27 protein-coding genes are annotated in these 25,836 nt (G+C 52.4%); 16 read left to right on the top strand and 11 right to left on the bottom strand.

From position 1 onward, the window contains the following. Window positions 1-59: 59 nt before the first annotated feature. The 4 genes from DFER_RS24980 to DFER_RS24965 are packed head-to-tail and all read right to left on the bottom strand — an operon-like array spanning window position 60 to window position 3,593. On the bottom strand, window positions 60-992 hold the full coding sequence (locus DFER_RS24980) for a YihY/virulence factor BrkB family protein (RefSeq protein WP_015814456.1): 933 nt from the start codon (window positions 990-992) through the stop codon (window positions 60-62). Window positions 993-1,005: 13 nt separating this feature from the next. Beyond that, window positions 1,006-1,425: an acyl-CoA thioesterase gene (locus DFER_RS24975; RefSeq protein ID WP_015814455.1), complete on the bottom strand. Its 420-nt coding sequence runs from the start codon at window positions 1,423-1,425 to the stop codon at window positions 1,006-1,008. 2 nt (window positions 1,426-1,427) lie between these two features. Further along, window positions 1,428-2,465 (bottom strand): endolytic transglycosylase MltG, encoded by a 1,038-nt coding sequence (gene mltG, locus DFER_RS24970; protein ID WP_015814454.1) that lies wholly within the window; start codon window positions 2,463-2,465, stop codon window positions 1,428-1,430. A gap of 48 nt (window positions 2,466-2,513) precedes the next feature. Beyond that, entirely contained in the window at window positions 2,514-3,593 is a 1,080-nt protein-coding gene (locus DFER_RS24965; RefSeq protein WP_015814453.1) for an Ldh family oxidoreductase, read from the bottom strand. Window positions 3,594-3,696: 103 nt separating this feature from the next. On the opposite strand from DFER_RS24965, the gene DFER_RS24960 reads away from it, so the two are divergent. From DFER_RS24960 to DFER_RS24935, 6 genes are all read left to right on the top strand, one after another. Beyond that, entirely contained in the window at window positions 3,697-4,320 is a 624-nt protein-coding gene (locus tag DFER_RS24960) for a DUF502 domain-containing protein (protein ID WP_015814452.1), read from the top strand. A gap of 87 nt (window positions 4,321-4,407) precedes the next feature. Beyond that, the gene (locus DFER_RS24955) at window positions 4,408-5,022 is read left to right on the top strand and encodes a hypothetical protein (protein ID WP_015814451.1); all 615 of its coding nucleotides are present in this window, start codon (window positions 4,408-4,410) and stop codon (window positions 5,020-5,022) included. 28 nt (window positions 5,023-5,050) lie between these two features. After that, window positions 5,051-6,286 carry a 3-phosphoshikimate 1-carboxyvinyltransferase gene (locus tag DFER_RS24950; protein WP_015814450.1) on the top strand — a complete coding sequence of 412 codons (1,236 nt, stop codon included), beginning with the start codon at window positions 5,051-5,053 and terminating at the stop codon, window positions 6,284-6,286. 25 nt (window positions 6,287-6,311) lie between these two features. Further along, window positions 6,312-7,907, top strand: a complete 1,596-nt coding sequence (locus tag DFER_RS24945; RefSeq protein ID WP_015814449.1) for an FMN-binding glutamate synthase family protein — start codon at window positions 6,312-6,314, stop codon at window positions 7,905-7,907. A gap of 83 nt (window positions 7,908-7,990) precedes the next feature. After that, complete coding sequence (locus DFER_RS24940; protein WP_015814448.1) at window positions 7,991-9,655, top strand: S8 family peptidase; 1,665 nt, start codon at window positions 7,991-7,993, stop codon at window positions 9,653-9,655. 127 nt (window positions 9,656-9,782) lie between these two features. Continuing rightward, window positions 9,783-10,481 (top strand): hypothetical protein, encoded by a 699-nt coding sequence (locus DFER_RS24935; protein WP_015814447.1) that lies wholly within the window; start codon window positions 9,783-9,785, stop codon window positions 10,479-10,481. A gap of 44 nt (window positions 10,482-10,525) precedes the next feature. Here the strand turns inward: DFER_RS24935 and DFER_RS24930 are convergent, their stop codons facing one another. Beyond that, window positions 10,526-11,080, bottom strand: coding sequence for an NUDIX hydrolase (locus DFER_RS24930; protein WP_015814446.1), 555 nt, complete (start codon window positions 11,078-11,080; stop codon window positions 10,526-10,528). A 78-nt stretch (window positions 11,081-11,158) separates the two neighbouring features. Here DFER_RS24930 and DFER_RS24925 point away from each other — a divergent pair, with 78 nt between their 5' ends. Next, the gene (locus tag DFER_RS24925) at window positions 11,159-12,064 is read left to right on the top strand and encodes a DUF2911 domain-containing protein (RefSeq protein ID WP_015814445.1); all 906 of its coding nucleotides are present in this window, start codon (window positions 11,159-11,161) and stop codon (window positions 12,062-12,064) included. Between the two features lie 53 nt (window positions 12,065-12,117). Here DFER_RS24925 and DFER_RS24920 read toward each other — a convergent pair whose 3' ends face one another. From DFER_RS24920 to DFER_RS24910, 3 genes are read right to left on the bottom strand one after another with little or no spacing between them, the layout of a single operon-like run. Continuing rightward, window positions 12,118-12,726 carry a trimeric intracellular cation channel family protein gene (locus DFER_RS24920; RefSeq protein WP_015814444.1) on the bottom strand — a complete coding sequence of 203 codons (609 nt, stop codon included), beginning with the start codon at window positions 12,724-12,726 and terminating at the stop codon, window positions 12,118-12,120. Between the two features lie 12 nt (window positions 12,727-12,738). Next, window positions 12,739-13,560, bottom strand: coding sequence for a thymidylate synthase (locus tag DFER_RS24915; RefSeq protein ID WP_015814443.1), 822 nt, complete (start codon window positions 13,558-13,560; stop codon window positions 12,739-12,741). Window positions 13,561-13,569: 9 nt separating this feature from the next. After that, entirely contained in the window at window positions 13,570-13,998 is a 429-nt protein-coding gene (locus DFER_RS24910) for an OsmC family protein (RefSeq protein ID WP_015814442.1), read from the bottom strand. Between the two features lie 199 nt (window positions 13,999-14,197). Between DFER_RS24910 and DFER_RS24905 the strand changes: the two genes are divergently transcribed. From DFER_RS24905 to DFER_RS29715, 6 genes are all read left to right on the top strand, one after another. After that, window positions 14,198-14,434, top strand: a complete 237-nt coding sequence (locus DFER_RS24905) for a 4a-hydroxytetrahydrobiopterin dehydratase (protein ID WP_015814441.1) — start codon at window positions 14,198-14,200, stop codon at window positions 14,432-14,434. Continuing rightward, on the top strand, window positions 14,431-15,135 hold the full coding sequence (gene rsmI / locus DFER_RS24900) for a 16S rRNA (cytidine(1402)-2'-O)-methyltransferase (protein WP_015814440.1): 705 nt from the start codon (window positions 14,431-14,433) through the stop codon (window positions 15,133-15,135). Before DFER_RS24905 ends, rsmI begins: the two co-directional genes overlap by 4 nt. Continuing rightward, window positions 15,125-16,375, top strand: a complete 1,251-nt coding sequence (locus DFER_RS24895; RefSeq protein WP_015814439.1) for a lipoprotein N-acyltransferase Lnb domain-containing protein — start codon at window positions 15,125-15,127, stop codon at window positions 16,373-16,375. Before rsmI ends, DFER_RS24895 begins: the two co-directional genes overlap by 11 nt. Beyond that, window positions 16,341-17,135 (top strand): inositol monophosphatase family protein, encoded by a 795-nt coding sequence (locus DFER_RS24890; protein ID WP_015814438.1) that lies wholly within the window; start codon window positions 16,341-16,343, stop codon window positions 17,133-17,135. The genes DFER_RS24895 and DFER_RS24890 overlap by 35 nt, the downstream gene beginning before the upstream one ends. A 149-nt stretch (window positions 17,136-17,284) precedes the next feature. Then, entirely contained in the window at window positions 17,285-17,815 is a 531-nt protein-coding gene (locus tag DFER_RS24885; protein WP_015814437.1) for a YfiT family bacillithiol transferase, read from the top strand. Between the two features lie 17 nt (window positions 17,816-17,832). Then, complete coding sequence (locus tag DFER_RS29715) at window positions 17,833-17,988, top strand: FeoB-associated Cys-rich membrane protein (protein WP_015814436.1); 156 nt, start codon at window positions 17,833-17,835, stop codon at window positions 17,986-17,988. Between the two features lie 368 nt (window positions 17,989-18,356). On the opposite strand, the gene acs is transcribed toward DFER_RS29715, so the two are convergent. Next, window positions 18,357-20,246 (bottom strand): acetate--CoA ligase, encoded by a 1,890-nt coding sequence (gene acs / locus DFER_RS24880; protein ID WP_015814435.1) that lies wholly within the window; start codon window positions 20,244-20,246, stop codon window positions 18,357-18,359. A gap of 249 nt (window positions 20,247-20,495) precedes the next feature. Here acs and DFER_RS24875 point away from each other — a divergent pair, with 249 nt between their 5' ends. Further along, window positions 20,496-21,722 carry a THUMP-like domain-containing protein gene (locus DFER_RS24875; RefSeq protein WP_015814434.1) on the top strand — a complete coding sequence of 409 codons (1,227 nt, stop codon included), beginning with the start codon at window positions 20,496-20,498 and terminating at the stop codon, window positions 21,720-21,722. Here the strand turns inward: DFER_RS24875 and DFER_RS24870 are convergent. Both DFER_RS24870 and DFER_RS24865 read right to left on the bottom strand, forming a co-directional pair. Next, window positions 21,715-22,071, bottom strand: a complete 357-nt coding sequence (locus tag DFER_RS24870; protein WP_015814433.1) for an ArsC family reductase — start codon at window positions 22,069-22,071, stop codon at window positions 21,715-21,717. The genes DFER_RS24875 and DFER_RS24870 overlap by 8 nt on opposite strands. A gap of 25 nt (window positions 22,072-22,096) precedes the next feature. After that, entirely contained in the window at window positions 22,097-23,497 is a 1,401-nt protein-coding gene (locus DFER_RS24865) for a dicarboxylate/amino acid:cation symporter (protein ID WP_015814432.1), read from the bottom strand. Window positions 23,498-23,835: 338 nt separating this feature from the next. Between DFER_RS24865 and DFER_RS24860 the strand changes: the two genes are divergently transcribed. Beyond that, the gene (locus tag DFER_RS24860; protein ID WP_015814431.1) at window positions 23,836-24,693 is read left to right on the top strand and encodes a universal stress protein; all 858 of its coding nucleotides are present in this window, start codon (window positions 23,836-23,838) and stop codon (window positions 24,691-24,693) included. 3 nt (window positions 24,694-24,696) lie between these two features. Then, the gene (gene corA, locus DFER_RS24855) at window positions 24,697-25,827 is read left to right on the top strand and encodes a magnesium/cobalt transporter CorA (protein ID WP_015814430.1); all 1,131 of its coding nucleotides are present in this window, start codon (window positions 24,697-24,699) and stop codon (window positions 25,825-25,827) included. Window positions 25,828-25,836: the final 9 nt, after the last annotated feature.

Raw genomic sequence — 25,836 nt, 5'->3', positions numbered from 1 at the left:
CGCAGCACAAAATTAACAACGGCAAAACGGAGATGCCGATAATGTTATTATCCGGTAAGTCACCGCTTTACGACACGCCTGGCAGCCGCTCTGCTCCGCGCCCGGCTCACGCTCGCATTGATCTCGAACCCCAGAATAATCACAAATGCAAGCAGATAAATCCAGATCATCAGGGCGATCATCGTGCCAATGGACCCGTAAAGCTTGTTGTAGGAGCTGAAACGCGACAGATAAAAGGAAAACCCGTAAGTAGCCGCAAGGATGAGCACCGACGCAATTACCGAGCCTGCATTCACGAACGTAAACTGTCGCCCGTGCGAAGGCGCAAAACGGTAGATAATCGAAATCGTCAGCATTAAGGAGCCAAAGCTGATCAGGTAGCGAAGGATGTTTAGCAAGGCTATCAGCCAGTTGTCGCGGATAATGTGCCAATCCCCTACGATGCTCATCACGGCATCGCCCACGATCAGCAGCACCACCGAAAGGCACAGCACAGCGATCAGCAGGAGTGTGAGCAATGTGGCTATGCCGCGGATGGCCAGGAAACCACGCGTTTCCTTGTCGTCGTACACCATGTCGAACGACCGCATGAGCGACATCATGCCATTCGTAGAGGCGATCATCGCGAATATAAAACCGAGCGAAAGCACACCCGAGCGCGGACGGCTCACAATGTCGAGGATCGTCTGGTCGGCCGCTTCGAATGTCCCCTGCGGCATATTGTTGCGCAGGAGCACGAGAATCTGCTGATCGAGGTTTTCGATCGGGATGTAGGGAATGAGCGTAAAAAGGAAGATAATCCCCGGAAATGCGGCCAGCGTGAGGCTGTAAGCTACCGCCGAGGCCCGCTGATCGATCTCATGCTTGCGGTTGCTCGCTACGAGATTGAGGATAATGTCGTACAGCGAAACCGTTCCCCGGAACAGCATGGCCTGCTGTAACCAGAGGATAAGGCGCTTGATATGTCGGTTTTTCAACAGTTTTTCAAGCATAACAGGCCGCTTGTTATCCCTTGGATTCGAAATAGGGTCTCAGTTTTTCCTGTAACTTCTCGGGCGCCGGGCAGAGCTTGCCCGTGTCCATCCGCTGAAAAACCAGCGTGGTGTCACCGGTGTTCAGCAAAACGCGTTCCTGGTTCCGGATCTCGTAGCTAAACCGGACCCGCACACCGGGCATTTCCTCAATTTTCACCAGTATTGTCAGCTCGTCGTCGTAGCGCGCAGGTTTCAGGTATTTGTAATGGCATTCGTAAACCGGCATCATCACGCCCGAATCCTCCATCGCCTTGTAATGAAAATCCAGGCTCCGCAATGCCTCTACCCTTCCGATTTCATAGTAGCGTGCATAATTGCCATAATATACGTAACCCATCTGGTCGGTGTCCGCATACCGCACCCTGATGCCTTTTACTTCGTGAACAAACATCTTTACTTCATGATTTTCAACCGGTTCAGCTCGGCCTGATATTGGCGCGCATTGCTGAGGTGGTCGGTGTAATTGGTAGCGAAAGCGTGGTAACCCGACAGGTCCGCTTTGGCACACATATAAGTATAATCGTGCTTTTCGTAATTCAGCACCGCATCGAGCGAGTTAAAATCCGCGACACGGATCGGGCCCGGGGGCAGGCCGGTGTTAATGTAGGTGTTGTAGGGCGATTTGATCATCAATTGCTGGTTCAGAATGCGTTTGATCGCAAAATCCTGCAATGCGAACTTGATCGTCGGGTCGGCCTGCAAGGGCATATTAGCATGCAGGCGGTTGATGTACAAGCCGGCCACCTTGGGGCGCTCGTCCACTTTACGCGCCTGCTCTTCTTCCACAATGGAAGCCAGAATCGAAACCTGCACGGGCGTCAGACCGATTTCCTTCGCCTTTGCAAGCTTTTCGTCGGTCCAGTATTTTTTGTATTCGCTGTGCATGCGGTCGAGGAACTTCTCGGTGCCCGTGGTCCAGTAAATTTCGTAGGTATTTGGCAAAAACATCGATACGATCGTCATTGTGTCGAGGCCGTATTTGTTGCAAACCGCCGGGTCGTTAAGCGCCTTGCGGAAGTTGTCTTCGCCGAATTCAAAACGGGCGCCGATGCGCTTGATCAGGTCTTCTTTCAGGCGGATGTTATTGAATGTCAGTTTCACCGCATCCTGGTTACCCGACGACAGCTTTTTGATCACCTCATAGTTATTGCTTTCCGGCTTGATCACGTACCGTCCCGGTTTTACTTTTTCAGTGTATTTCAAAAATTTGGCCAGAAACTGGAAAGAAATGTGGTCGTTGATCACCTCGTGCTTGTTCAGCGTATCGAGCACCGTTTTATAGGTAGCATTTTGCGGCACGAGCAACACGAAGCTTGATTTTTTATCAACCTGCAAATTCGGCGTCCGGAAGATCTGCCAGAAGTAGAAGGTAAATGTGGTGACGAGGATCGCGATCGTGACAAACAATCCTACTTTAAAGTTACGCGACATATGTGTTGGGCTTTCGGCAGTCGGCCGTCGGCTATTTGTTTTTGTTTTTTACAAATTGATTTCAAATGGTATGCCGAAACGCTTCGCGAGTTCGTCGAGTGACAAAACTACCGGTTCGAGCAGTTTGATACCGTTCACGCTACGATCGGCTTCCATTTCACGTTCAGGATCGCCGGGGATAAGCACTTTTTCACCATCCACGGCCCGCGCATTGCGGAATGCACCGATCCATTTGTCCATATCGGCTTTAAACTCGTCGGCCGGCCGGAAGCCATCCACGCGCATTGCGCCCAGGAAATGACCGGTACCGAGCCCCACGCTTTGCTGCACGCCCATGAAACCGGCGGTGGCAAACGGCGGCACCCACGGCCCAAAGTTAGCACCGGAAAGCACACCGGAGAAAATATCGACGATCGCACCCAGGCCATAGCCTTTGTGACTGCCATGTTCACGGTCGGAGCCGAGGGGCAGCAATCCGCCGCCGCTTTTGACTGCATTGGAATCGGTGGTAGGGTTCCCATCCGCATCCTGAGCCCATCCGAGCGGCGCGGGAAGGCCTTTTCTTTGTAATATTTCGAACTTTCCGTACGCTACGGCCGTGGACGCAAAATCTGCCACAAAGGCAGGTTCCATCAATGCCGGCACGGCTACGGCAATCGGATTTGTGCCCAGTAATTTATCCAGCGAGAAGGTTGGCGTAACAAGCGGTGCGGCGTTCGTCATCGTCCAGCCGATCATGTCTTTCTGCAATGCCAGCATGGCATGATAGCCCGCAATGCCGAAATGGTTCGAATTCCGCACCGATACCCATCCCGAACCGACTTGCTCAGCCTTTTCCATGGCAATTTCCATGGCTTTAGGCGCCACCACCAGGCCCAGCCCGCGATCACCGTCCACTACTGCCGTGCTCGGCGTTTCGTAAGAAATGGTAACATTCGGCTTGGGGTTCAGGCGGCCGTGGTCGTAAAGCCTCACATAACCGGCCAGCCGGGCGATTCCATGAGAATCCACGCCGCGTAAATCGGCGCTGATCAGCACTTCCGAAGCCAGCCTGGCTTCTCCCTGAGAACATCCTATTGCCAGAAAAACTTCTTCGGTGAAATGTTTTAAATAACTGGCCTGATACATATACGTCAAATTGTGAACTTCTTGCTAATTTTACCGGTACCGCCAAGCTGCTAGTGCCGCCCCCGGCGTGCGACAACTGGCCGTCCGCGCCCGACGTGCAAATATGGAAATTAAAAACTCATTCCTCAAACGCATCATCAGCTACTTCATCCGTGGGCTTGTGCTGGTGGCGCCGCTCTACGCAACCGCGCTGATCATCTGGTCGGGCGTGGAATACCTCGACAGCATTCTTCCCATTGAAGTACCCATTTCGGACAAGCAAACGCTTTATCTCCCCGGCCTGGGCATGCTCATCATCCTTTTCGGCATCATCCTGCTCGGTTTTTTCTTCTCCACGATCGTCCCGCAGTCGTTCTTCAAGTTCACCGAAAGCATCATGCGCCGCATCCCGCTGGTGAGTTTGATCTACTACTCGATCAAGGACCTCATCCTGGCGTTTGTTGGGGATAAAAAGAAGTTCAACCAGCCGGTGCTGGTGACCATGTACCGCGATACCAACATCAAAAAGATCGGTTTCATTACGCAAACCGACCTCAGCCACCTCAAAATCGCAGACCATGTGGCGGTGTACATGCCGCTCTCCTACTCGCTTTCCGGCGAGCTGTTCATCGTCCCCGCCGAGCACGTAACGCCCGTAGATGCAAAGGCCACGGATGTGATGAAAATGCTTGTATCCGGCGGTGTCTCCGTGAAGGTTTCGAAGGAGGAAACCACTGAGGAGGACTAGTTTACCCCGCTTTTAATAAGCAACAATGCAACAGTTGTGCCCGTTTAAGAGAATGATTCCCTATATTTGAACCATTCTTTTAGTACTATGAGACAACTCCTTCCCATTGTCGTTTTGCTGTTCCTGGGGAATATCGAAGCATGGTCGCAGGACCATTACGACCCTCAAAAAGCCCCTTCCAGTGAAGAACTCTTTCTGAAACAGGGTACCGGCAGTCGGGTGATCGCCACCCCGGGACAGAAATATCTGGTACTCGACGCTTCGCCTTTCATCGGCGGTTTTCACCGTTACCGCTTCTTTCCGGGCGACAATATCAAGTTCCGGATGAAGAACGAAACGATCCGCTTCAACGAAACAATCGCGTCCGTGGACGACACCGGTTTTACCATTGGCGTAGTCAATGAAGCAGTAGGCCGGATGGATTACCAACGCATTCTGCTGGAAGATATCCGGTTGCTGAAAGTTTCGAGAAGAATCCCGTTCGTATCCCAGGCTGCTCCATTGCTCCCATTGGCCGGTTTGATCTTCATCGGCGCCGATTTTTTCAACAAGGGCGTCGACAACAAGCGTTACACGACCGACACCTCCACGCTCGTCATCGGCGGGTCGCTGATGGCCGCAGGTTTTATTTGTTATAAATTCACATTCGCTTCCCTGAAAATCAATTCCAGGAACAAGCTGAAAGTGCTCGAAACCTATTAATGATTCTGAATCACATTACATCTTAAAAGTGAAATCCATTCTCGTTCATCCCCCGCAACAACCCATACGTGCAGAAATACAGCTTGCCGCATCCAAAAGTGAATGTAACCGTGCGCTGATCATCAACGCGCTCACCGGCTTCCAGTCCGAGCTGACCAACATTTCCGAAGCCCGCGACTCGCAAACCATGCTTCGCCTGCTCAATTCCACCGACGCAGTGGCCGACGTGATCGATGCCGGTACGACCATGCGCTTTCTCACGGCCTATTTTGCGGTGACCAACCAAAAGAAAACCATGACCGGCACGCCGCGTATGTGCGAGCGGCCGATCGGGATCCTCGTGGATGCGCTGCGCAAGCTCGGGGCGGATATCACTTACGAAAAAGTGGACGGCTACCCGCCGCTCCAACTGAATGGCTTCACTTATTCAGGAAATAACGAACTCACCATGCGCGGCGACGTGAGCAGCCAGTACATTTCGGCCTTGCTGATGATCGCGCCGCAGCTTCCGAGCGGATTGAAGATCAAACTCGAAGGGGAAGTCGGTTCAAGACCTTACATTGAAATGACCTTGAACCAGATGGCGCATTTCGGGATCGAATACATTGCCGACTGGGAGCATAACACCTTGACGATACCGCCATTTAAATACCAGCCCAAACCCTACGCCATCGAATCCGACTGGTCGGGCGCGAGCTACTGGTACAGCATCGTGGCATTGGCCGACGACGCGGAAGTGGAATTGCTGGGACTGAAAAAAGATTCGCTCCAAGGCGACAGCGCCATCGTGGACATCATGCGCCACCTAGGCGTGGAAAGCGCATTCACCGATCGCGGTGTACTTTTAACCAAAATCCCTGCGAAGGCATCATTAGGCTGGGATTTTACCAACTGCCCCGACCTCGCCCAAACCGTAGCGGTGGTTGCAGCCGTGAAAAAGATCCGCCTGTCACTCACCGGCATCGAAAGCCTTAAAATAAAGGAAACCGACCGCGTGTTTGCCTTGCAGCAAGAGCTCAAAAAGCTTGGTGCGGAATTGACTGAGATCGAAAAAGACCATTTATACGAAGTAACGACCCTCACCGACATCCCGACCGATCCGGTGCCGTCCATTCACACCTACGACGACCACCGTATGGCGATGGCGTTCGCGCCCGTAGGCATGGTAAGCGACATCCTGATCCAAGAGCCCGGTGTAGTCGTGAAATCCTACCCCGGTTACTGGAAAGACCTTGCCAAGGTTACCACCTGGGAAGAAGTTTAGAATATTCACCATTTCGGAATTGTGTATGGAAGCTGTCTGGTCCTTCCTGGCATCCGTGCCAGTGTGGCTTTATATTATCCTGGGCATTGCGCTCGCGATCGCACTCAGGGATGTTTTACAAAAAAGGCACACCATTCAGCATAACTTTCCGCTGGTAGGGCATTTCCGGTACATGATCGAGAAGATCGGGCCGGAACTGCGCCAATACATTGTAGCTAACAACCGGGAAGAGCTGCCGTTCAACCGCCGGCAGCGATCCTGGATTTACGCTTCCTCCAAAAAAGAAAACAACTACCAGGGCTTCGGCACCGACCAGAATATGCAGGACGCGGGTTATGTCCTCATTAAGCCCTCGCTCCTGCCCTATCGTGTGGATACCACGCACAGCCACCACGTCAAAAACGGCAACGACCCGCATCATTACACCATTCCATGCGCCAAGGTCATAGGCGAGTACCACGGCCGCAAGCGTCCCTACCGGCCGCGTTCGGTTGTGAATGTGAGCGCGATGAGCTATGGTTCGCTGTCGGCACGGGCCATCGAATCGCTGAATAAAGGTTCTTTCAAATTCGGCAACTACCATAATACCGGCGAAGGCGGCCTGTCGCCCTATCACAAATACGGCGCGGATGTGGTGTTCAACATGGGTACGTCCTATTTCGGCGTGCGCGACGACGACGGCAATTTCGTAATGGAAAAGCTCGTAGCGCTTATGCGCAACAACCCGAGCGTACGCATGATCGAGCTGAAACTATCCCAGGGCGCCAAGCCCGGCAAGGGTGGCGTGCTGCCGGCGAGCAAGATCACGGCGGAAATCGCCGAAATCCGCGGTGTGCCGATGGGGAAAGACGTGGTTTCGCCCCCTTATCACAGCGCATTCTCGAATGTGACCGAAATGGTCGACTTTATTGAGGCAATGGCCGCCGCGACCGGCCTGCCCGTCGGGATTAAGTCGGCGGTGGGCAAAACCGACATGTGGGAAGAGCTCGCCGACCTGATGGTGGAGACCGGCAAAGGCCCCGACTTCATCACGATCGACGGTGGCGAAGGCGGCACTGGCGCAGCACCGCCATCGTTCGCAGACCACGTGTCGCTGCCTTTGGTATTTGCATTCAGCACGGTGTACAAAATATTCCAGAACAGGAACCTGAACGACAAGATCACGTTCATCGCATCGGGCAAACTCGGGCTTCCGGCGCAGGCCGTCATGGCATTTGCGATGGGCGCCGACGTGATCAACGTTGCACGTGAAGCCATGCTGTCGATCGGGTGCATCCAGGCGCAGAGCTGCCACACCAACCGCTGCCCGACGGGCATTGCGACCAACAACAAATGGCTCGAATCGGGTATCGACCCGGCGCTGAAAAGCGAGCGGTTCAACAACTACATGAAAACACTCGCCAAAGAAATCATCGAAATCACGCACGCCGCAGGCTATGAGCATCCTTGCCAGTTCGGAATGGCCGATATCGACATTTCAATGGGTGATAACAACCGCACCATTACGCTGGCGGATAATTATGGTTATCTCAAAACCGTGGTCCCTTTCAGCGACATCAATGCATTGCTCGACTGCGACCACCTCGGAGGGCGCGATATACCGGGTGAAAAAACAGCCTAACCTCAGGATAATCTCCACATTTTTGCCTTTGGGGAAGTATATGGAAACAGGAGCAATGAACGTTGCTTTCAAAAAACGCGTCCATGAGAAAAACTATACTACTCGCTACATTTTCATTTCTGCTGGTTCGGGTCACTGCTTTCGCACAAAGTAGCCCAAGGTACCTGGTGCTTTTCAAAGACAAAGGCAACACCACCTTTTCGGTGGACAAGCCTACGGAATTTTTATCCCAAAGATCCGTCGACCGTCGTAACAAGCAAAATATAGCCATCACTACGAACGATCTTCCGGTCAATCCTGGCTACCTGTTCGCCATCCGGCAGATCGGAGCGCAAGTCATATACCCGACCCGCTGGTTCAATGGAGCATTGGTAGAAGCCTCCGATGCCCAGCTCACGCAGATCAAGGCACTGCCATTTTACAAAGGCATCGAACTGAACCTCCCGGTTGCGAATATTACTTCCAAATCGCCCGGTATCGCCCGTACGGCAGCTACGAACCGGAAACTGGAAACAGTGGAAGAAGTGGATTACGGACAAATGAACCGGCAGCTGGCGCTTATGGAAGTGGCCGATTTGCACAAAAAAGGTTTCCGGGGCGAAAACATGCTCATCGCCGTACTCGATAACGGCTTCTCGCAAGCCGATGAAGTAGCCTATTTCAAGCAGCTCCGCGACGACAAGCGCATTGTCGACACACACGACTTCGTTGCCCGCGACGGCAATGTGTACAATGACGGGTTCCACGGACTGAATGTAATGTCGACCATCGCCGCTTACCTGCCGGGCAACCTCGTCGGATCTGCATTTAAGGCCTCCTTTGCCATGTATGTTACGGAAAACAATGCAGGCGAATCGCCCTACGAGGAAATCACATGGCTCATGGCCGCCGAACGCGCCGACAGCCTGGGCGCCGACGTAATCAATTCATCCCTGGGCTACACGACCTTCGACGACGAATACGATTCTCCCGCATATAACCATACCTACAAGGACATGGACGGCAAAACGACCATCGTGAGCCGCGCGGCGCGCTACGCAACGCGCAAGGGGATTCTGGTGGTGAACTCCGCTGGAAACGACGGCAATAACAGCTGGCAATATGTAGGTGCACCGGCCGATGTGGATTCGGTCCTTACCGTGGGCGCTTCCAATTACGACCGCAGCTACTCGTCGCTCAGCTCCATTGGGCCCAATGCGGCGGGAATTCAGAAGCCGGATGTGGCTGCCGTAGGCGCAGGAACCATTATCGGCGACCTTGCCGGCGGTGCGTCGAGCGGGTACGGAACCTCTTTTTCCGCTCCGCAGATCGCCGGACTGGCTGCCGTGTTATGGCAGGCATTCCCGCAACTGACAGCCCAGCAGGTCATTTATGTTTTGAAAAAATCGGGGCATATGTCCAACTCGCCGAATAATATGCTCGGATATGGCGTGCCGAATGCTGTGAAAGCGCAGGAAATTGCGAAAAACGAGTTCTCTCCGCTGGGTACTGAAAACGCATTGCTAAGCTCCGTAACGCTTTCGCCCAATCCTGCACAGAACGAAGTAACGCTCGCCATACCGCACACACTCGTTGGCAAAACCGGCCATGTATCGCTTTATGCGGCGAATGGTGCCAGCTTGTATGACGCAACGGCCCGTCTTGGCGCCAAACACGTGATCGCCACGGCACAGCTCGCATCAGGCCTTTACCTGGTGCGCCTCCAAGTCGACAGCTACGAACGGACATTGAAGTTTATAAAGCGCTAGTTATTTCTTGAACAACTCATCGACCTCTATCTCGAACTATCGTAGGCAATAGGTCAGACGTCATGTTTTCCCAAAGTAATTACGTTGACCAGTAATAGATTTTTATCAAAAAATTACACACGCAACAATGGAAAAGCCATACATAGTTTATTCTCTACCCAGCGAACGAGCTTCCCAAAAATTTACCAAATCTACCCTTAGTGAAATTCTCCAAAATACTGGTCTTTTTTTTGACTGCTGCACTACCACCAGGCTGGACGAACCAAATGAAGTTCAACTATCGGTACACGCTGAAATGGACCCAGCAGATCCAACACACGCACGCAACGAGATAATTGAGAGAACTGAAATCCTTTTCGGTTCAGGAATGAAAATGCCAATCGCATATCACTATCCAAGTCGCGATCCACACTCGACAAACGTGTATAGATGGAGTTTTTCAAAAAACAAATTTTGGGAAGCCATAAATTACATGAGTAATAATAGCCCTATTCCTAAGTCGCAAATGAGCGCTCTTCAATTATCTATCTCTTACAATTTCCTGTTAAAAGATAGTCAAACTTACAAAGTGCTACCGGATCAGGAATACCGTTCGAATCTCATAATGTGGTTGTCGAAAAGCAACTCATGTTCACCCACGATATTCTTTCCATTCGAACGGGCAGATATTGAGTTTTGGAAATACCTGGATTACCTGACACCTCAACTGCCTTTCAAACTCGAAGAAAGATATTTACGCTTGGCTTGTTTTAGCCAGAAAACAGGCAAGAGGTTATTCAAAAAGATTTTTAGGTCTTCAATTGCAGGTACGTCTGCATCTGCATAAGCGGTGTACCCCTACATGATTAATTATTTGTAAAATCATATTAGTTAATCGACGGGCGCCGCAAACAAACTAGTCTTCCGGACCATCCGCATGATGGATTCGGAATCATTCGAATGCTGAACCTGCGAAACGGGCACCCATTGCACGTCTTTGGATTCACTGTTCAGCACAATTTCCTGTCCTTCCGCTGCTTTGAAAGCGAAGCGGATATCGTAGTGAAAATGCGCGGGAATGTCTTTGTTTTCAGGGATTAAATGCACGTCCACGTCGAAAATACCGTCGTGCAATGCTTGGAGGGCGGTGATGCCGGTTTCTTCCATTACTTCTTTCATCGCCACTTCCCGGACATTGGGGTCGCCGTCGCAATGGCCGCCGGGCTGGAACCAGCGGTCGAGTTTGCGGTGGTGCATGAGCAGTACCGAATCTTTACCGGGCGAAAGCACCCAGCCCGAGGCGGTAATGTGCCCTTTCAGCAGGCTGCGTTCGAAACAATCGGGATGTTGTTTCACAAAATCGACCGTATCGTTGTGCATTTCAGCCTCTAAGCCCGGCTCCGGCTCGTATGATGCCAGCAGCGAGAGCAAACTGTCCCTTTTCATTTTAGACTATGTGGTTTTTTCATTCTAATTTCACCACAAGTTTAACAACTGAAAGCAATAAACCACCTTATTCAAGCAATGAAAAAGTATCTATTATCGATGTCCCTCGCTGCACTGATGGCGACGGCCTCCGTAGCACAGCGCGTGCCGGCCGCCAGCCCCGCAGCCACCGTCATGCAAACCGTTGGTGTAACCGATTTCACCGTTCAATATTCCCGCCCGTTCATCAAAGGCCGTAAGGTATTCGCCAACAGCTCCGCGCTCGCTCCTTACGATCAGGTGTGGCGCACCGGTGCCAATATGGCCACCGTTTTCGAATCCAGTACCGAGTTTACATTTGGAGGCAAAAAAGTACCTGCGGGCAAGTATGCATTGTTTTCCATCCCCAATGGCTCAGCCTGGACGGTGATTTTGAATAAAAACTTCAACCAGGGCGGCACCGATAACTACAAAGAATCCGAAGATGTAGCCCGCACGATGGTAGTGCCTACCTCCAACGAATATAACGAAGCATTCAAAATCGAAATCCAGCCGGTAACGGACAGCACGGCGTTTTTGAACCTTTCATGGTCGTCTGTGAATGTACCTGTACCTTTGACCGTAAGCACCGAGTCGCTTACATTGACCGCATTGAACAAAGCCGTGGCGGAGAAGCCCGAGGACGTGGCCACGTTGCAAAGCACAGCAGGTTACCTGCTTTCGAAAGGCAAGGATTTGCAGGTTGCATTGTCGCTGGCAGACAAGGCTATTGGTTTGAAAGAATCATTCGGCGCATTGTGGACCAAAGCGCAGATTTTAAACAAACTCGGCAAACCCGCCGAAGCGATCCCCGTAGCGCAAAAAGCATTGGCAGTAGGCGCAGCCAACCCCGACGGCGCTTACAATTTCTACAAGCCGCAGGTTGAGAAGGCAATCGCCGACATGCAGGCCAAAGCCGCACCGGTGAAAGAAGCCGCTTCAACCGTTAAAAAGAAGAAAAAATAGTATCAGAAGAATTCAATGCAGACACCGCCGGACAGCCTCCGGCGGTTTTTGTTTTACCTGAAAAACCGCGGCACGCTCCATTGGTACCGCACCGCCAGAATGCGGATCACGATAATCACGATTGCCGATGTAATGAATGCGGTATTGCGCTCAATGCCGATACTGTCGAGGATGAGGTACACGCATGCGCCCGTGAAACAGGCCGTGGCGTACACTTCCTTCCGGTAAATGATCGGGATTTCGTTCGTCATCACATCGCGGATCACCCCGCCCATAGTGGCCGTAAAAACGCCCATAATCACGGCGATTTCCGGCCTCACGCCCAGGTTCAATGCCTTTTCAGTCCCAACCAATGTAAACAATGCGATTCCGAAAGTATCGAACAGGAAAAGCGTTTTCCGCAGCCTCAGCAGGAATTTGTAGAAAATAAATGTGGCTAATATGCCGAGCATGATGGCGTGGATGATCGTAATGTCGCTGATCCACACGAGCGGGTAACTTCCCAGCAGCACGTCACGCAGCGTACCGCCGCCGATGGAAGAAATAAAGGCTGTGAAGCTCGCACCAAACCAATCCTGATGCTTCTGATCCTTCACAGCCAATGCGCCGGAAATCGCGAATGCGAATGTTCCGACGATTTCTAATATGTATTGAATGTTCATCCGCGACGACGGTTACACGGCCACCGGCGCCTTGATACCCGGCCACGGGTTATAGTTCACGAGCTCGAAATCCTCGTAACGGAAGTCGAGCACGTTTTTCACCCCGGGATTCAGGATCATTTGCGGCAATGCGCGCGGCTCACGGCTGAGCTGCGTTTCTACCTGTTCCAAATGGTTGAGGTAAATGTGCGTATCACCACCGGTCCAAACGAAATCGCCCAGGTCGAGGTCGCATTCGCGGGCGATCATCATTGTGAGCAATGCATAGCTGGCAATATTGAACGGCACGCCGAGGAACACATCCGCGCTGCGCTGGTAGAGCTGGCAGGAAAGCTTGCCATTCGTTTCGCCGGCCCCGGTATCGGGCGGCGCCACATAAAACTGGAACAATGCATGGCACGGGTGCAGCTTCATCTGCGGCAGCTCGGCCGGATTCCAGGCCGATACGATGATGCGGCGCGAATCAGGCGAGTTTTTGAGTTGTTTCAAAACCTCCTGCAACTGGTCGACGGACTTCCCGTCCGGACCTGCCCAGCTCCGCCATTGTTTGCCGTAAACCGGGCCCAAGTCGCCGTTTTCATCCGCCCATTCGTCCCAGATTGACACGTTGTGCTCTTTCAGGTAACCGATATTGGTGTCGCCCTGCAAAAACCACAGCAATTCGTGGATGATCGACTTCGTGTGCACTTTCTTGGTCGTTACCAGCGGAAAGCCCTTTTTGAGGTCGAAACGCATTTGGTAGCCAAACACGCTGATCGTGCCGGTGCCGGTGCGGTCGGTTTTTCGGACGCCCTCTTTCAGGATATGGCGCAGCAGGTCGTGGTATTGTTGCATGATTTGGATCTAAACTGTCGCGATTTCAACGTCGTAAGTAATGGTTGCCAGCGCTTCCAGCTGAGCGGTTGCCGAGCAGTATTTCTCCATCGAAAGGCCGATCGCACGCTGGATTTTAGCCTCATCGAGGTTGTTTCCGGCAAATTTGAAGGTCAAATGGATTTTACGGAATGGCTTGCGCTGCGTATCCGGCTCCTGCTCGCGGTCGCCGTCGGCTACCACACGGAAATCGGTGATGTCTTGGCGCTGCTTTTTGAGAATGAGTACCACATCAATGGCGCTGCAACTGGCTAGGCCCATCAGCAGGAGCTCCATCGGCCTCACGCCGAGGTTCTGGCCGCCGATTTCGGGCGAGCCGTCGGTATGTACTTTTACTTCGGAGGAACCGGTGCCTTCGAAATGGAAGGCGTCATCTACGCGGACTAGTTCTACTTTCATAATGTTTGCCTTCTTTCCGAAGGCTGTCTTGGATTAATCTATAATCTCTTAAGCTTTTACGCCGGGTCAAAGTTCAAATATACTCGATCGTATGGAATCGGCCAGATTAACGCTATATTCGTTTCCGGAAATCACCGCTGAAAACACCCGATGGCATAAGTATTTTGGCAGATCACATTACCACCAAACACGCAAAACCATGTGGCAGGAAGAAGACAACAAACTCAAAAAAAGCTTTTCATTCAAGGATTTCCGCGAAGCTTTTGCCTTTATGAAAAAAGTGGCCGATGTGGTGAACGAAATGGACCACCATCCATTCTGGACCAATATGTACAACAAGGTCAGTTTTGAATTGAATACCCACGATGCCGGAGACATCGTCACCGAAAAGGACCATAACCTGGCTGCTGCGATCGACCGGATTTATAACGCATGAAACTTTACATAGTACCCACGCCGATCGGCAACCTCGAAGACATTACATTAAGGGCCATTAACGTGCTGAAAAGCGTGGACGTGGTCCTGGCGGAAGACACCCGCACGTCGGGAAACCTGCTCAAACACCTGGGCATTTCCAAACCTTTGCAAAGCTATCACATTCATAACGAGCACCAAACGGTGGCCCGCGTGGTGGAGCGCATCCGCAAAGGCGAAACAATGGCCCTCGTATCCGACGCCGGCACACCCGCCGTGTCCGACCCCGGCTTCCTGCTCGTGCGCGCTTGTATCCGCGAAGGGCTTCCCGTGGAATGCCTGCCCGGCCCTACCGCTTTCGTGCCCGCGCTGGTCAATTCCGGCCTGCCAAGCGACCGGTTCACATTCGAAGGTTTTTTACCCCATAAAAAAGGTCGGCAAACGCGTCTGCAAAACTTGGCTAACGAAGAACGGACGATGATTTTTTACGAATCGCCACACCGGCTTGTGAAGGCATTGCAGCAGTTTGCCGAGTATTTCGGCGCCGACAGGCAGGTTTGTGTTTCGCGGGAATTGAGTAAAATGTTTGAAGAAAATGTTCGTGGTACTGTTACAGAAGTCATCGCGCATTTCGGCGAGAAGGCTGTAAAAGGCGAAATTGTGATCGTCGTGGCGGGCAAGGCTGATGAAAAGCGTAAATCCGATGAGGAAGATGAGGATTAAATATTTTAACAGCTATATGCATTTATCGCGACTTGTTGCGCTTTTGTGCTTTTTCTGGTTGGCGGCACCGACGGTATCGCGGGCGCAGTTCGGGACGCTGAGCCCTTCGGCGAAAATCAGTCTGGTAACCGTGGCGCCGGGCCAGGAGCTGTATTCCGGCTTCGGCCACAGCGTACTTTGGGTTTACGATCCGATGACGGGCGTCGACCGTGCATTCAATTACGGCACATTCAGTTTTCAGGAAGGGAATTTTTATATCAAATTTTTGAGGGGCACATTGCCGTACAGCGTGTCGGTTTCGCCGCTTTCCTATCAGGTAGCGCACTACCAGGAAGAAAACCGCTCCATTTCCGAGCAGGTCCTCAACCTTTCGATCGCCCAAAAACAGCGGCTGTATGATTTCCTCGAAAACAACTACCTGCCCGAGAACCGCGAATATCAATACAAATTCTTTTACGACAACTGCGCCACCCGCATGACCGTCGCATTGAAAGCGGCCGTGGGCGACAGCCTCATTTATAATGGTTATACCAAAGAAAAACGGAGCTTCCGGCAGTGGATCGACCTGTACGCATTCAAGCAAAACCCCTGGGCCGACTTTGGCATGGACCTGGCGATAGGTGCACCATCGGACGAAATCGCCACGCCCGAGCAAGCCACATTCCTTCCCGACAACCTCGCCACCGCATTTGCAGAAGCGAAAGTAAAAACCGCCACCGGCACCGCACCGCTGGTTTCGGAAACGCGGGAGCTGTTCAAAGCTGCGCCATTTCCGCCGCCCAGCCCGCTCACGCCCACGGTCGTTTTCTGGACCTTGGCAATCCTGACCCTGGCATTCACCTACTGGCAAATCCGCACCGAGCGCATCAATTTTGTGTTTGATAAAGTGCTTTTCGGCATTGCGGGGCTGGCTGGCTGGATTTTGTTACTGCTCTGGTTTGGGACAAATCATGGGGTAACGAGCTACAATTACGACGTGCTATGGGCATTTCCGCTGTGGATGCCGCTCATTTTTGCCCTTTCAAAAACCCGCAAGCCTGCATGGTTTCAGTATTTGTTGATTTTTTATGCATTTCTGCTACTTTGCGCAACAGGTAACCTTGCGAAACACAACCTCGTGCTGATCCCCATCCTGGCGATGCTGATCATCCGGGTTTATTATATTAACAATTCACTTTCAAAAATTCCCCAAAAGGAAATTGCGTATGGATCTGGAATTGCTGACCCAAAAAACCATTGAAATAGTAAGGCAGGCTTCTTCATTTATCCAGCAGGAAGCGGCCCTTTTTTCTCGTGACAAAATCGAGTACAAAGACCTTAACAACCTCGTTTCCTACGTAGATAAGGAAGCTGAAAAATTGCTTGTGGCGGGCTTGCAGGAAATCCTTCCGGAAGCCAGCTTCATCACCGAAGAAGGTACCACCGGCCAGGAGCCCGATCCCGAGGCATTGAACTGGATTATCGACCCGCTCGACGGCACCACCAACTTCATCCACGGCATTCCCGTGTATTGCGTGAGCGTGGGCCTCGCCCGCGGCAAAGAACTCCTCATCGGCGTCATCCACGAACCAAGCCTGAACGAAATGTTCTACGGCTGGCAAGGCGGCGGCGCGTGGTGCAACGGCAGGAATATCAAAATATCAACCGTACCCAAACTGGCCGACGCGCTCATCGCGACCGGCTTCCCTTATTACCGTTTCGAAAAGCAGAAACGCTACATGTACATCCTCGAACTGCTCATGCAGCGCACCCACGGCATCCGCAGAATGGGTGCCGCAGCGGTAGATCTCGCCTACGTAGCGGCCGGCCGTTTCGACGGTTTTTACGAATACAACCTCAATTCCTGGGACATGGCTGCCGGAACGCTGCTCATTAAAGAAGCAGGCGGCACCGTAACCGACTTTAAAGGCGGCGACAATTACCTTTTCGGAGGCGACATCATCGCAGCAGCCCCCGGCGCCCATCCCGAGCTGGTCCAGGTCATCAGCGAGAATTTCTGAACGGCCGTAAGTCAGTAATGGTCAGGAGGTCAGGTTATAGTCATTCATAGTTCCAGGTCATGCATTTAAAACAATATCTGACAACTGTTGACAATACCTGACTATTCACTCATTCACTCATTCACTCATTCAATCATTCACTCATTAACATGGACGACCTCCGCTATCCCATCGGCAAATTCCAGGCACAGGAGCGCTACTCCCCTGCCGACATAAAGACAAACATCCAGATCATCAGCGCATTGCCTTCCAAGTTCATCAACCTGCTCGGAAGCTGGGACGACCATAAGCTGGATACGCCCTACCGCCCGGATGGCTGGACGGTGCGCCAACTGATCCACCACGTAGCCGATAGCCACATGAATGCCTACGTGCGCTTCCGCCTTGCATTGACGGAGGATAACCCCACCATTAAGCCTTACGAGGAGCAATTATGGGCGGAACTGCCGGACGCGAAAGCGGCACAGGTGGAGCTATCGCTGCAACTGATCCGGTATGTGCATTTGCGTTGGGTGTTGTTATTGAACTCGCTGGATGAGAATGATCTGGCGCGTACCTATTTCCATCCGGCCGCCCAGAAGTCGTTTCGCCTCGACGAAGTGATTGCCAACTACGCCTGGCACAGCGAGCACCATTACCAGCACGCATTCAGGCTGGCGCAGCGGAACAATTGGCAGTAAAAAGCCGTTAACCAATAATGGAGCAGCAAATCATTATCTGGGCATTGTTTCTGGTAGCGGCGGGTTACATGGGTTGGCGGATATGGAAATCATTCGACCGGCGCAACAGCGGCGGGTGCGCCAAAGGCTGCGGCTGCGCTGCCGATAAAATGAGTTCGGTTAAAATCAAATAATGTCTGTTTTGAAAAGGGCGCAGGTCCGTTCCGAAACGCAGGAGGCCCCGCCGGGGCCTTTTTTTATTTGGCCAGGCCTTTGTTGCTATAAACAGGGAACCGCTCTGCGGTTGCTAACGCGCATGTTGAATCGCGTCCAAGCCATGAATGGCGATTCCGGATGCGGATGCGAAAGTCCACACTAAACCCCTCGTCAGACTCGGATGCGAAAGTCACACTAAACCCCTCGCCAGACGCGGATGCGAAAGTCACGCTAAACCCCTCGCCAAACGCGATGCCGGAGGCATCCCCTGTTTATAGCAACCCCAACGTCCCAAAACAACAAAAGGCCCCAGCGGGGCCTCCTGTCACGAATCGATATTTCAAAATTATAACTTTCCTGCCTTGATCTCCTCTACAACGGCGGGGTCAAGGAGCGTGGAGGTGTCGCCCAGGTTGCTAACATCTCCTTCGGAGATTTTTCGCAAAATCCGGCGCATGATTTTGCCGGAACGGGTCTTGGGTAGACCGGATACGAACTGGATCTTGTCCGGCTTGGCAATGGGGCCGATGATGCGGGATACCGTCACCGCGATGTCCTTGCGGAACATGTCGGGGTCTTCCGACGTCTGCTCGGCAATTACAAATGCGTAAATGCCCTGGCCTTTAATGTCGTGCGGGTAGCCTACTACGGCCGATTCCACCACGCCCAGGTGCATATTGATCGCATTCTCCACTTCGGCCGTGCCGATACGGTGGCCGGAAACGTTGAGCACGTCGTCTACCCGACCGGTAATGCGGTAATAGCCGTCTTCATCACGCAAACAGCCGTCGCCGGTGAAATACATGCCCGGGTAGGTCGAGAAGTAGGTTTGGCGGCAGCGCTCGTGGTCGCCGTAGGTGGTGCGGATGATGCCAGGCCACGGGAACTTGATGCACAGGTTACCGCTTACGCCGTTGCCCTCGATCTCATTGCCGCTTTCGTCCACCAGCACGGGCTGGATGCCCGGCAAAGGCAGGGTCGCGAACGTCGGTTTTTCGGGCGTAATGCCTGCTAGCGGCGAAATCATGATACCGCCGTTTTCGGTCTGCCACCAGGTATCCACCAGCGGGCAGTGGTCGCCGCCGATGTTGGTTTTATACCAATGCCATGCTTCCTCGTTGATAGGCTCCCCTACCGATCCGAGTTTGCGCAGCGATGAGAAATCATGTCCTTTAACGAAATCCAAACCAAAGCCCATCAGTGAGCGAATGGCCGTAGGTGCGGTGTAAAGGATATTTACTTTATGTCTTTCTACAATTTTCCAGAAACGGCTGGCATCCGGGTAAGTCGGAACGCCTTCGAAAACCACGGACGTGGCGCCGTAGCACAGCGGGCCGTACACAATGTAGCTGTGACCGGTGATCCAGCCAATGTCGGCGGTACAGAAATGCACTTCGCCCGGCTCATATTGGAACACATTGGCAAATGTGTAAGTGGCATACACCATGTATCCGCCGCAGGTATGCACCACGCCTTTCGGCTTGCCGGTGGAGCCGGATGTGTAAAGGATAAAGAGCATATCCTCGGCATCCATCGGCTCGGCCGGGCATACGGAGTTCACCTGCTTCACTTCCTCTTCCCACCAAAGGTCGCGACCTTTGAGCATGTGCACCGGCGTGCGGGTACGCGTCATCACGATCACCTTCTTCACCGTAGAGCATTGCACAAGCGCCTCATCCACAGTATCTTTCATCGGAATCACTTTCGCGCCGCGGAATGCGCCGTCGGAGGTGATCACCATTGTACATTCGGCGTCATTGATGCGATCGGCGATGGATTTGGCGGAAAAACCACCGAAAACCACCGAATGCACCGCGCCAATGCGTGCGCAGGCGAGCACGGCCACAGCCAGCTCGGGCACCATCGGCAGGTATATACAAACGCGGTCGCCTTTTTGCACACCATGCTTTTTGAGCACATTGGCAAACCGGCAAACTTGTTCAAACAAAACATGGTAGGTGAGGGTCACCGCCTGGTCTTCGGGATTGTTGGGCTCCCAGATGATCGCCGGCTGATCGCCGCGCTCGGCCAGATGACGGTCCAGCGCGTTTTCCGTGATGTTCATCACGCCGCCTTCGAACCACTTCGTACGCGCTTCCTGAAAGTCCCAGCTTAGCACTTTCTTCCACGGTTTACGCCATTGAAAATGTTGGGCTACTTCCGCCCAGAAACCTTCGGGATCGTCTACACTTTGTTGGTAAGCAACCTTGTACTCTTCAAAGGTCTTAATTCTCATGATAAATAAAGGTTATAACAGGGATATTTAGGATTTGAGCGACAAGTTATAATTTTCATTTGGTTAGTCCTACTTGCTCAGAAACTGTATTCCGGACACTTGCAGGCCATTTTACTGATTATCAACCGGTAGCAAAAGATCCGCATTTGTTATGATTCTGATAATATTTCAAATTGATCTTTCGCAGGCGGCACAATCGTCGGCACTCGGTAAAAAGAAGTACTTTCGGTATTCGAACTAATTGAACAAATGGGTACAAGGCACGAAACGGCAGGTCCGGAGGGCATGCAGCAGGGATTTACAGAGGCGGAAATGGCATTTATCCGGGAGAACATCCACGCGAATGCAGGCGATCTGATCCTCAAAGCAGGTCAGTTCAAAGGGCTGGATGTGAAAAAGCTGGCCGGGCAGATCCAGTCGCGGCAGAAGGCTTTGAAAAAACTGCCGGAATGGTCGGCAAATGACAAACTGATTTTCCCGCCTGCGCTGTCGGTAGAGCAATGCTCGTCGGAAGCCACGGCGCTGTACAAGGCCAGCATCGTGTCGGGCCAGGCATTAATCGACATTACCGGCGGCATGGGCATCGATTGCTACTACATGAGCCGCAGCTTCGGCGAAACCCATTATTTCGAACAGCAGCCCGCCGTTGCAGCCAGTGCGGCGTACAATTTTGCGCAGCTGCGCGCGTCGCGCATTCAGGTACATGCAGGCGAGTCGTTGAAGGCATTGCAAGAAGGCCTCGCCGCCGACTGGCTCTACGCCGATCCTGCCCGCCGCGATGCCAACAAGGAAAAAGTAGTGCGCCTGGCCGATTGTACGCCTGATGTGGCCGGCAATGCTGCATTGCTGCTCCAATCAGCCCCTCATATTTTAATCAAAACATCTCCGCTGCTGGACATCGATTTGGCTTCGAAAGAACTTCAAAACCTGCAAGAAGTACACGTGATAGGCTACGAGCAGGAATGCAAAGAGCTGCTCTTCGTTCTAAACCGTGCTATGCCGGACGCGGATTTCAAAATCAAAATCCGGATCGTAGATGCGGCCGGCCAGCCCATTTACCAGCTCGATTTCGACCGGGCGGAAGAGCGGAATGCATTGGTAGGTTATTCCAAACCGCTGGGCTATTTGTATGAACCGCACGCCGCGGTGCTGAAAGCAGGGGCATTCAAAACGCTTTGCGCGCGCTATGGTTTGCAAAAACTGGCCATTCACAGCCAGTTATATACTTCCGAAAAGTTAGTGGATGATTTCCCGGGTCGCAGTTTCAGAATAGCAGCCGTTTGCAAGCCCGATATCCGCGAGATTTCGCAGCACATTCCGGGCGATAAGGCCAACATTACGACGCGCAATTTTCCCGCAAAACCGGAAGAGCTCCGGAAGAAGTGGAAACTAAAAGATGGTGGCGACCATTACCTGTTCGCCACCACCCTCGCCGACCAGACCAAAGTCGTGATCGTTGGTGTGAAACCTATTTGAGATAGGTTTCCTGGTATATCTTCTCATTGTAACCCAGCGTGAGCGCCTTGCCGCTTTCGTCCTCGATCACCGGGCGTTTAATGGCCGTCGGGTTGGCAGAGAGCAGTTTGGCGGCGGATTGGGCGTTGGTTACATTGGCTTTTTCCTCGTCGCTGAGCTCCTTCCAGGTGGTGGAGGCTTTGTTCAAAACCTTATCCCAGGGGAATTCGCTGAACCAGCTCGCTACTTTTTCGGGGCTGATGCCGTCTTTCCGGTAATCGTAAAACTGGTAGGCCACCTTATTTTTATCGAGCCAGGTGCGGGCTTTCTTAATGGTATCGCAATTCGGGATGCCGTAAAGGGTCAACATAAAAATTTACTCTGAAAATGAACTGTTAAACTTCGCTGGCTGCGGGAATATCCACCACCTTGTCCGAATCGTGCATTTTCTGATCATCGAGCTCGCCTTCCCAGCGGGCAATCACGGCTGTGGCGAGGCAGTTACCGGTCACATTCACCGACGTCCGGGCCATGTCCATCAGCTCGTCTATCCCCATGATCAGCAATACGGGCCATTCGGGCATGCCAAAGTTAGCGATCGCGCCCAACAATATCACCAAAGTTGCCCTCGGTATACCGGCCACGCCTTTGCTGGTAAGCATTAGGAGTAATACCATCGTAAGTTGCTGCCCTACCGACATTTCGGTGCCCGTAGCCTGCGCTACGAACACGGTCGCGAGTGCAAGGTACAACGTAGAACCATCGAGGTTGAAACTGTAACCCGTTGGCATAACGAACGATACGATCTGCCGCGGAACGCCGAATTTCTCCATTTTCTCCATGGCCTTGGGCAATGCGGATTCGGAACTGGTTGTCGCAAATGCGATGGAAACCGGCTCGAAAATGGCTTTTGCAAACTTGATGACGGGAATCCGCGCGATCATGGCTACCGGCACAAACACGACCAGTATGAAGACGATCAGCGCGCAATACAATGTGGCGAGCAGCAATGCGAGGTTTTTGAGGACATCGATACCCATGTGCCCCACCGTTTCGGCGATAGCTGCTCCCACGCCGATCGGCGCGAAATACATGATGATTTTGGTAAACTTAAACATCACCTCGGCCAGCAGCTCCACGCCATGCACAAATTTCTCTTTCTTTCCCGCAGGCAGCAATGCAAGGCTGATGCCGAACAACACGCTGAAAACCACGATTTGCAGCACTTCTCCGTGGTAAATGGATTTGGCAATATTCTCAGGGAATGAATGCAGCACGATCTCCTGCCACGTTTGCTGGTTCACTTTCGGCAATGCGGCATTCAGCGTTTCGGGCGGGATAATGCCTACGCCCGGCTTGAACCAGTTGGCAAAAAGCAGCCCGATAACCAGGGCGAATGTGGTCACCACCTCGAAATACAGCAGCGATTTCCAGCCCATGCGGCCTACCTGTTTCAGGTCGGAATGGCCGGCGATACCTGTAACGAGCGTCGCGAAAAGTAGCGGCGCGATCACCGTTTTGATCATTTGAAGGAAAATCTGACGCAGGAAATGCAGCTCCGTCCCCATTTTCGGGAAGTCGTAGCCGATTTCCGTTCCCACGAGCATGGAGATCAGGATCGACGTGGTAAGGTTCTTTTTAAGGATCGCGTAAATGATCAGACCCGCCAGCGCAAGCCAGCGAAGGCCGATCAGCAGACTATCAGATAACGGCACGATATCATAGGCACTCAGAACGGACGCTATCGCAGCTATGGTTACCAGCACGATATTGATCATGGTAATCTTGCTCTTCATATGGGGGGATTTGGTATTTTAAATCAGTTTGTAATGGTAAACTTATGAAAATTCAAATTAATGATTGTCAACGCAACAAATGGATTTCAAACAAAATACAGAATTTAAATATAGCTTCGGACGCGGGGCACGAATGTTTATACTAAACCGGAGAGAAATTCTAAAATAAACGATCGTTTACGCGGAAACGGGGATTGTATTGGAACCTTCAAGGTTATCCCTGTATTAAATCTTCCGCCAAACGGGCCGATATGCCAAAAGTTGATCAGAATCCTTGACTCCGGTTACTAAAATCGATATGTTCGGATAATCCATACCCAAAACAAAACCCCAAGTACATGAGAAGTATCCTGATTGCCATAGACTTTTCCGAAAACGCCGAGCGCGCCTTGGCCGCCGCCAAGCTGCTCGCCGAAAAAGATGTAACGGAATTACTGATCCTGCACGCATACCAACCCTACATTGCCGATGTAAACATGACACCCGGCAACGTAATGCCGGGCCTCGGAGGTGCCGACTTCCTCACCATGACCACCGATCTCGAAGAAGAATACCAGAAGCGGCTCGACGAATATGCCACCGCGCTGACCGCCGAAGGGTACAATGCCAAGACGATATGGGCGCTGGGAACAGTGCATTCGGCCATTGAAGAGGCTATCAACGACCACGTGCCCGACCTGATCGTGATCGGCCGAACGGGTACGGGAGGCTTCCTCGACAAGCTCATCGGCTCCTCGGCGACACAGATCGCCCTCAACTCGCCCTGCCCGGTGCTGGTGGTACCCCCGCAGACCGAACCGGCCAGGTTCAAAAAAGTGGTGTATGCGACGCAGTTTGAATACGAAGAAAACAATATCCTGCGGGAAGTGTTCGTGCTGATGAACCACCTCGGCGCAGACCTGACTTTGCTGAAAATCAACTCGGATACCCAGCCCGACATTCAGCCGGACAACCAGTACATTGCCGATATCAAATCGCATTTCACGATCCGCGAGGGCCAGATCGTCACCCGGAAAGCCAAAGATGTGCTCGACGGCATCGAGGCATATTGCGACGAGGTGAAGGCGGATCTGCTGATCATGTCCACCCGCGAGCGGTCTTTTATTGAAGAATATCTGATCAATCCGAGCATTACGCGCAAGCTTGTGGTCGACACGCACCTGCCTTTGCTGGTGTTCCACCTCAAATCACGCTAACATTTGAACGAGACTGAAAGCAACAAACCGGCCAGAAACGGCCCCGCCCGAAACGGCGGCAGGAAATCCAGGAAGTACCGTAAGCGTGGCCTGCTCACTTCGCCGGGCACGCTTACGTACATCGGGCCGGACGTTGCCCTGAAAACCAAGATCCGCCGGATACGCTACAACGAGCATTCGTTTAAAAAAGAGAATGTAACGTCGCTCGATGAATGCCGGCCGGATCATGACGCACAAAATTTCATTACCTGGCTCAATGTCGACGGCATTCACGAAGTGCCGCTGATCGAAAAGCTGGGTAAATTTTACCATTTGCACCCGCTGCTGCTCGAAGACGTTGTGAACACCGAGCACAAGCCGAAGCTCGAATTGTACGACACCGGGCATTTATTCCTCACCCTGAAAATGCTCCACGTCGATTCGGAATCGCCCATCAGCATTTCTTCCGAGCATGTGAGTTTTGTATTGGGTAAAAACTATGTCGTCTCATTCCAGGAAGAGCTCACTTCCGACATTTTCACGACCGTCGAGAACCGACTGGAAGCATCGGTAGGTAAAACCCGCCGCAACGGGCCCGACTACCTGCTTTTTGCATTGATGGACGTGGTGGTGGATAACTACTTCATCGTGCTGGAAAAGCTCGGTGATGCCCTCGACACGACGGAAGACCAGGTGATCCGCGGCGTGCAGGAGCTTTCGCTGAAAGATATGTACGCATTGAAACGCGAACTTACACTGGCCCGCAGGCAGATATGGCCGCTCCGCGATATGGTGAACCAGCTCATCCGGGAGGATAGCATGCAGATCAGCAAGGAGGTAATCCCTTACTACCGTGACCTTTACGACCACATCATGCAGGTTCTCGACACCATCGACTCCTACCGCGAACTGATGGCGAGCCTGGTGGACGTGCATTTATCCACCATCAGCAACCGCATGAACCAGGTCATGAAAACGCTCACGATCTTCTCGGCCGTATTTATGCCGCTGACGTTTATAGTGGGGGTTTACGGCATGAATTTCGAGTTCATGCCCGAGCTGAAAGACCCCAACGGTTACTATTACGTATGGGGATTGATGGTCGCCGTTACGATCGGGATGATATTTTATTTCAAAACTAAAAAGTGGATGTAGATTGATACC

The organism is Dyadobacter fermentans DSM 18053 (assembly GCF_000023125.1).
Lineage (GTDB): Bacteria > Bacteroidota > Bacteroidia > Cytophagales > Spirosomataceae > Dyadobacter > Dyadobacter fermentans.
Note: the sequence above shows the minus strand (reverse complement) of the source record. Positions and strands in the feature narration are given on the sequence as shown.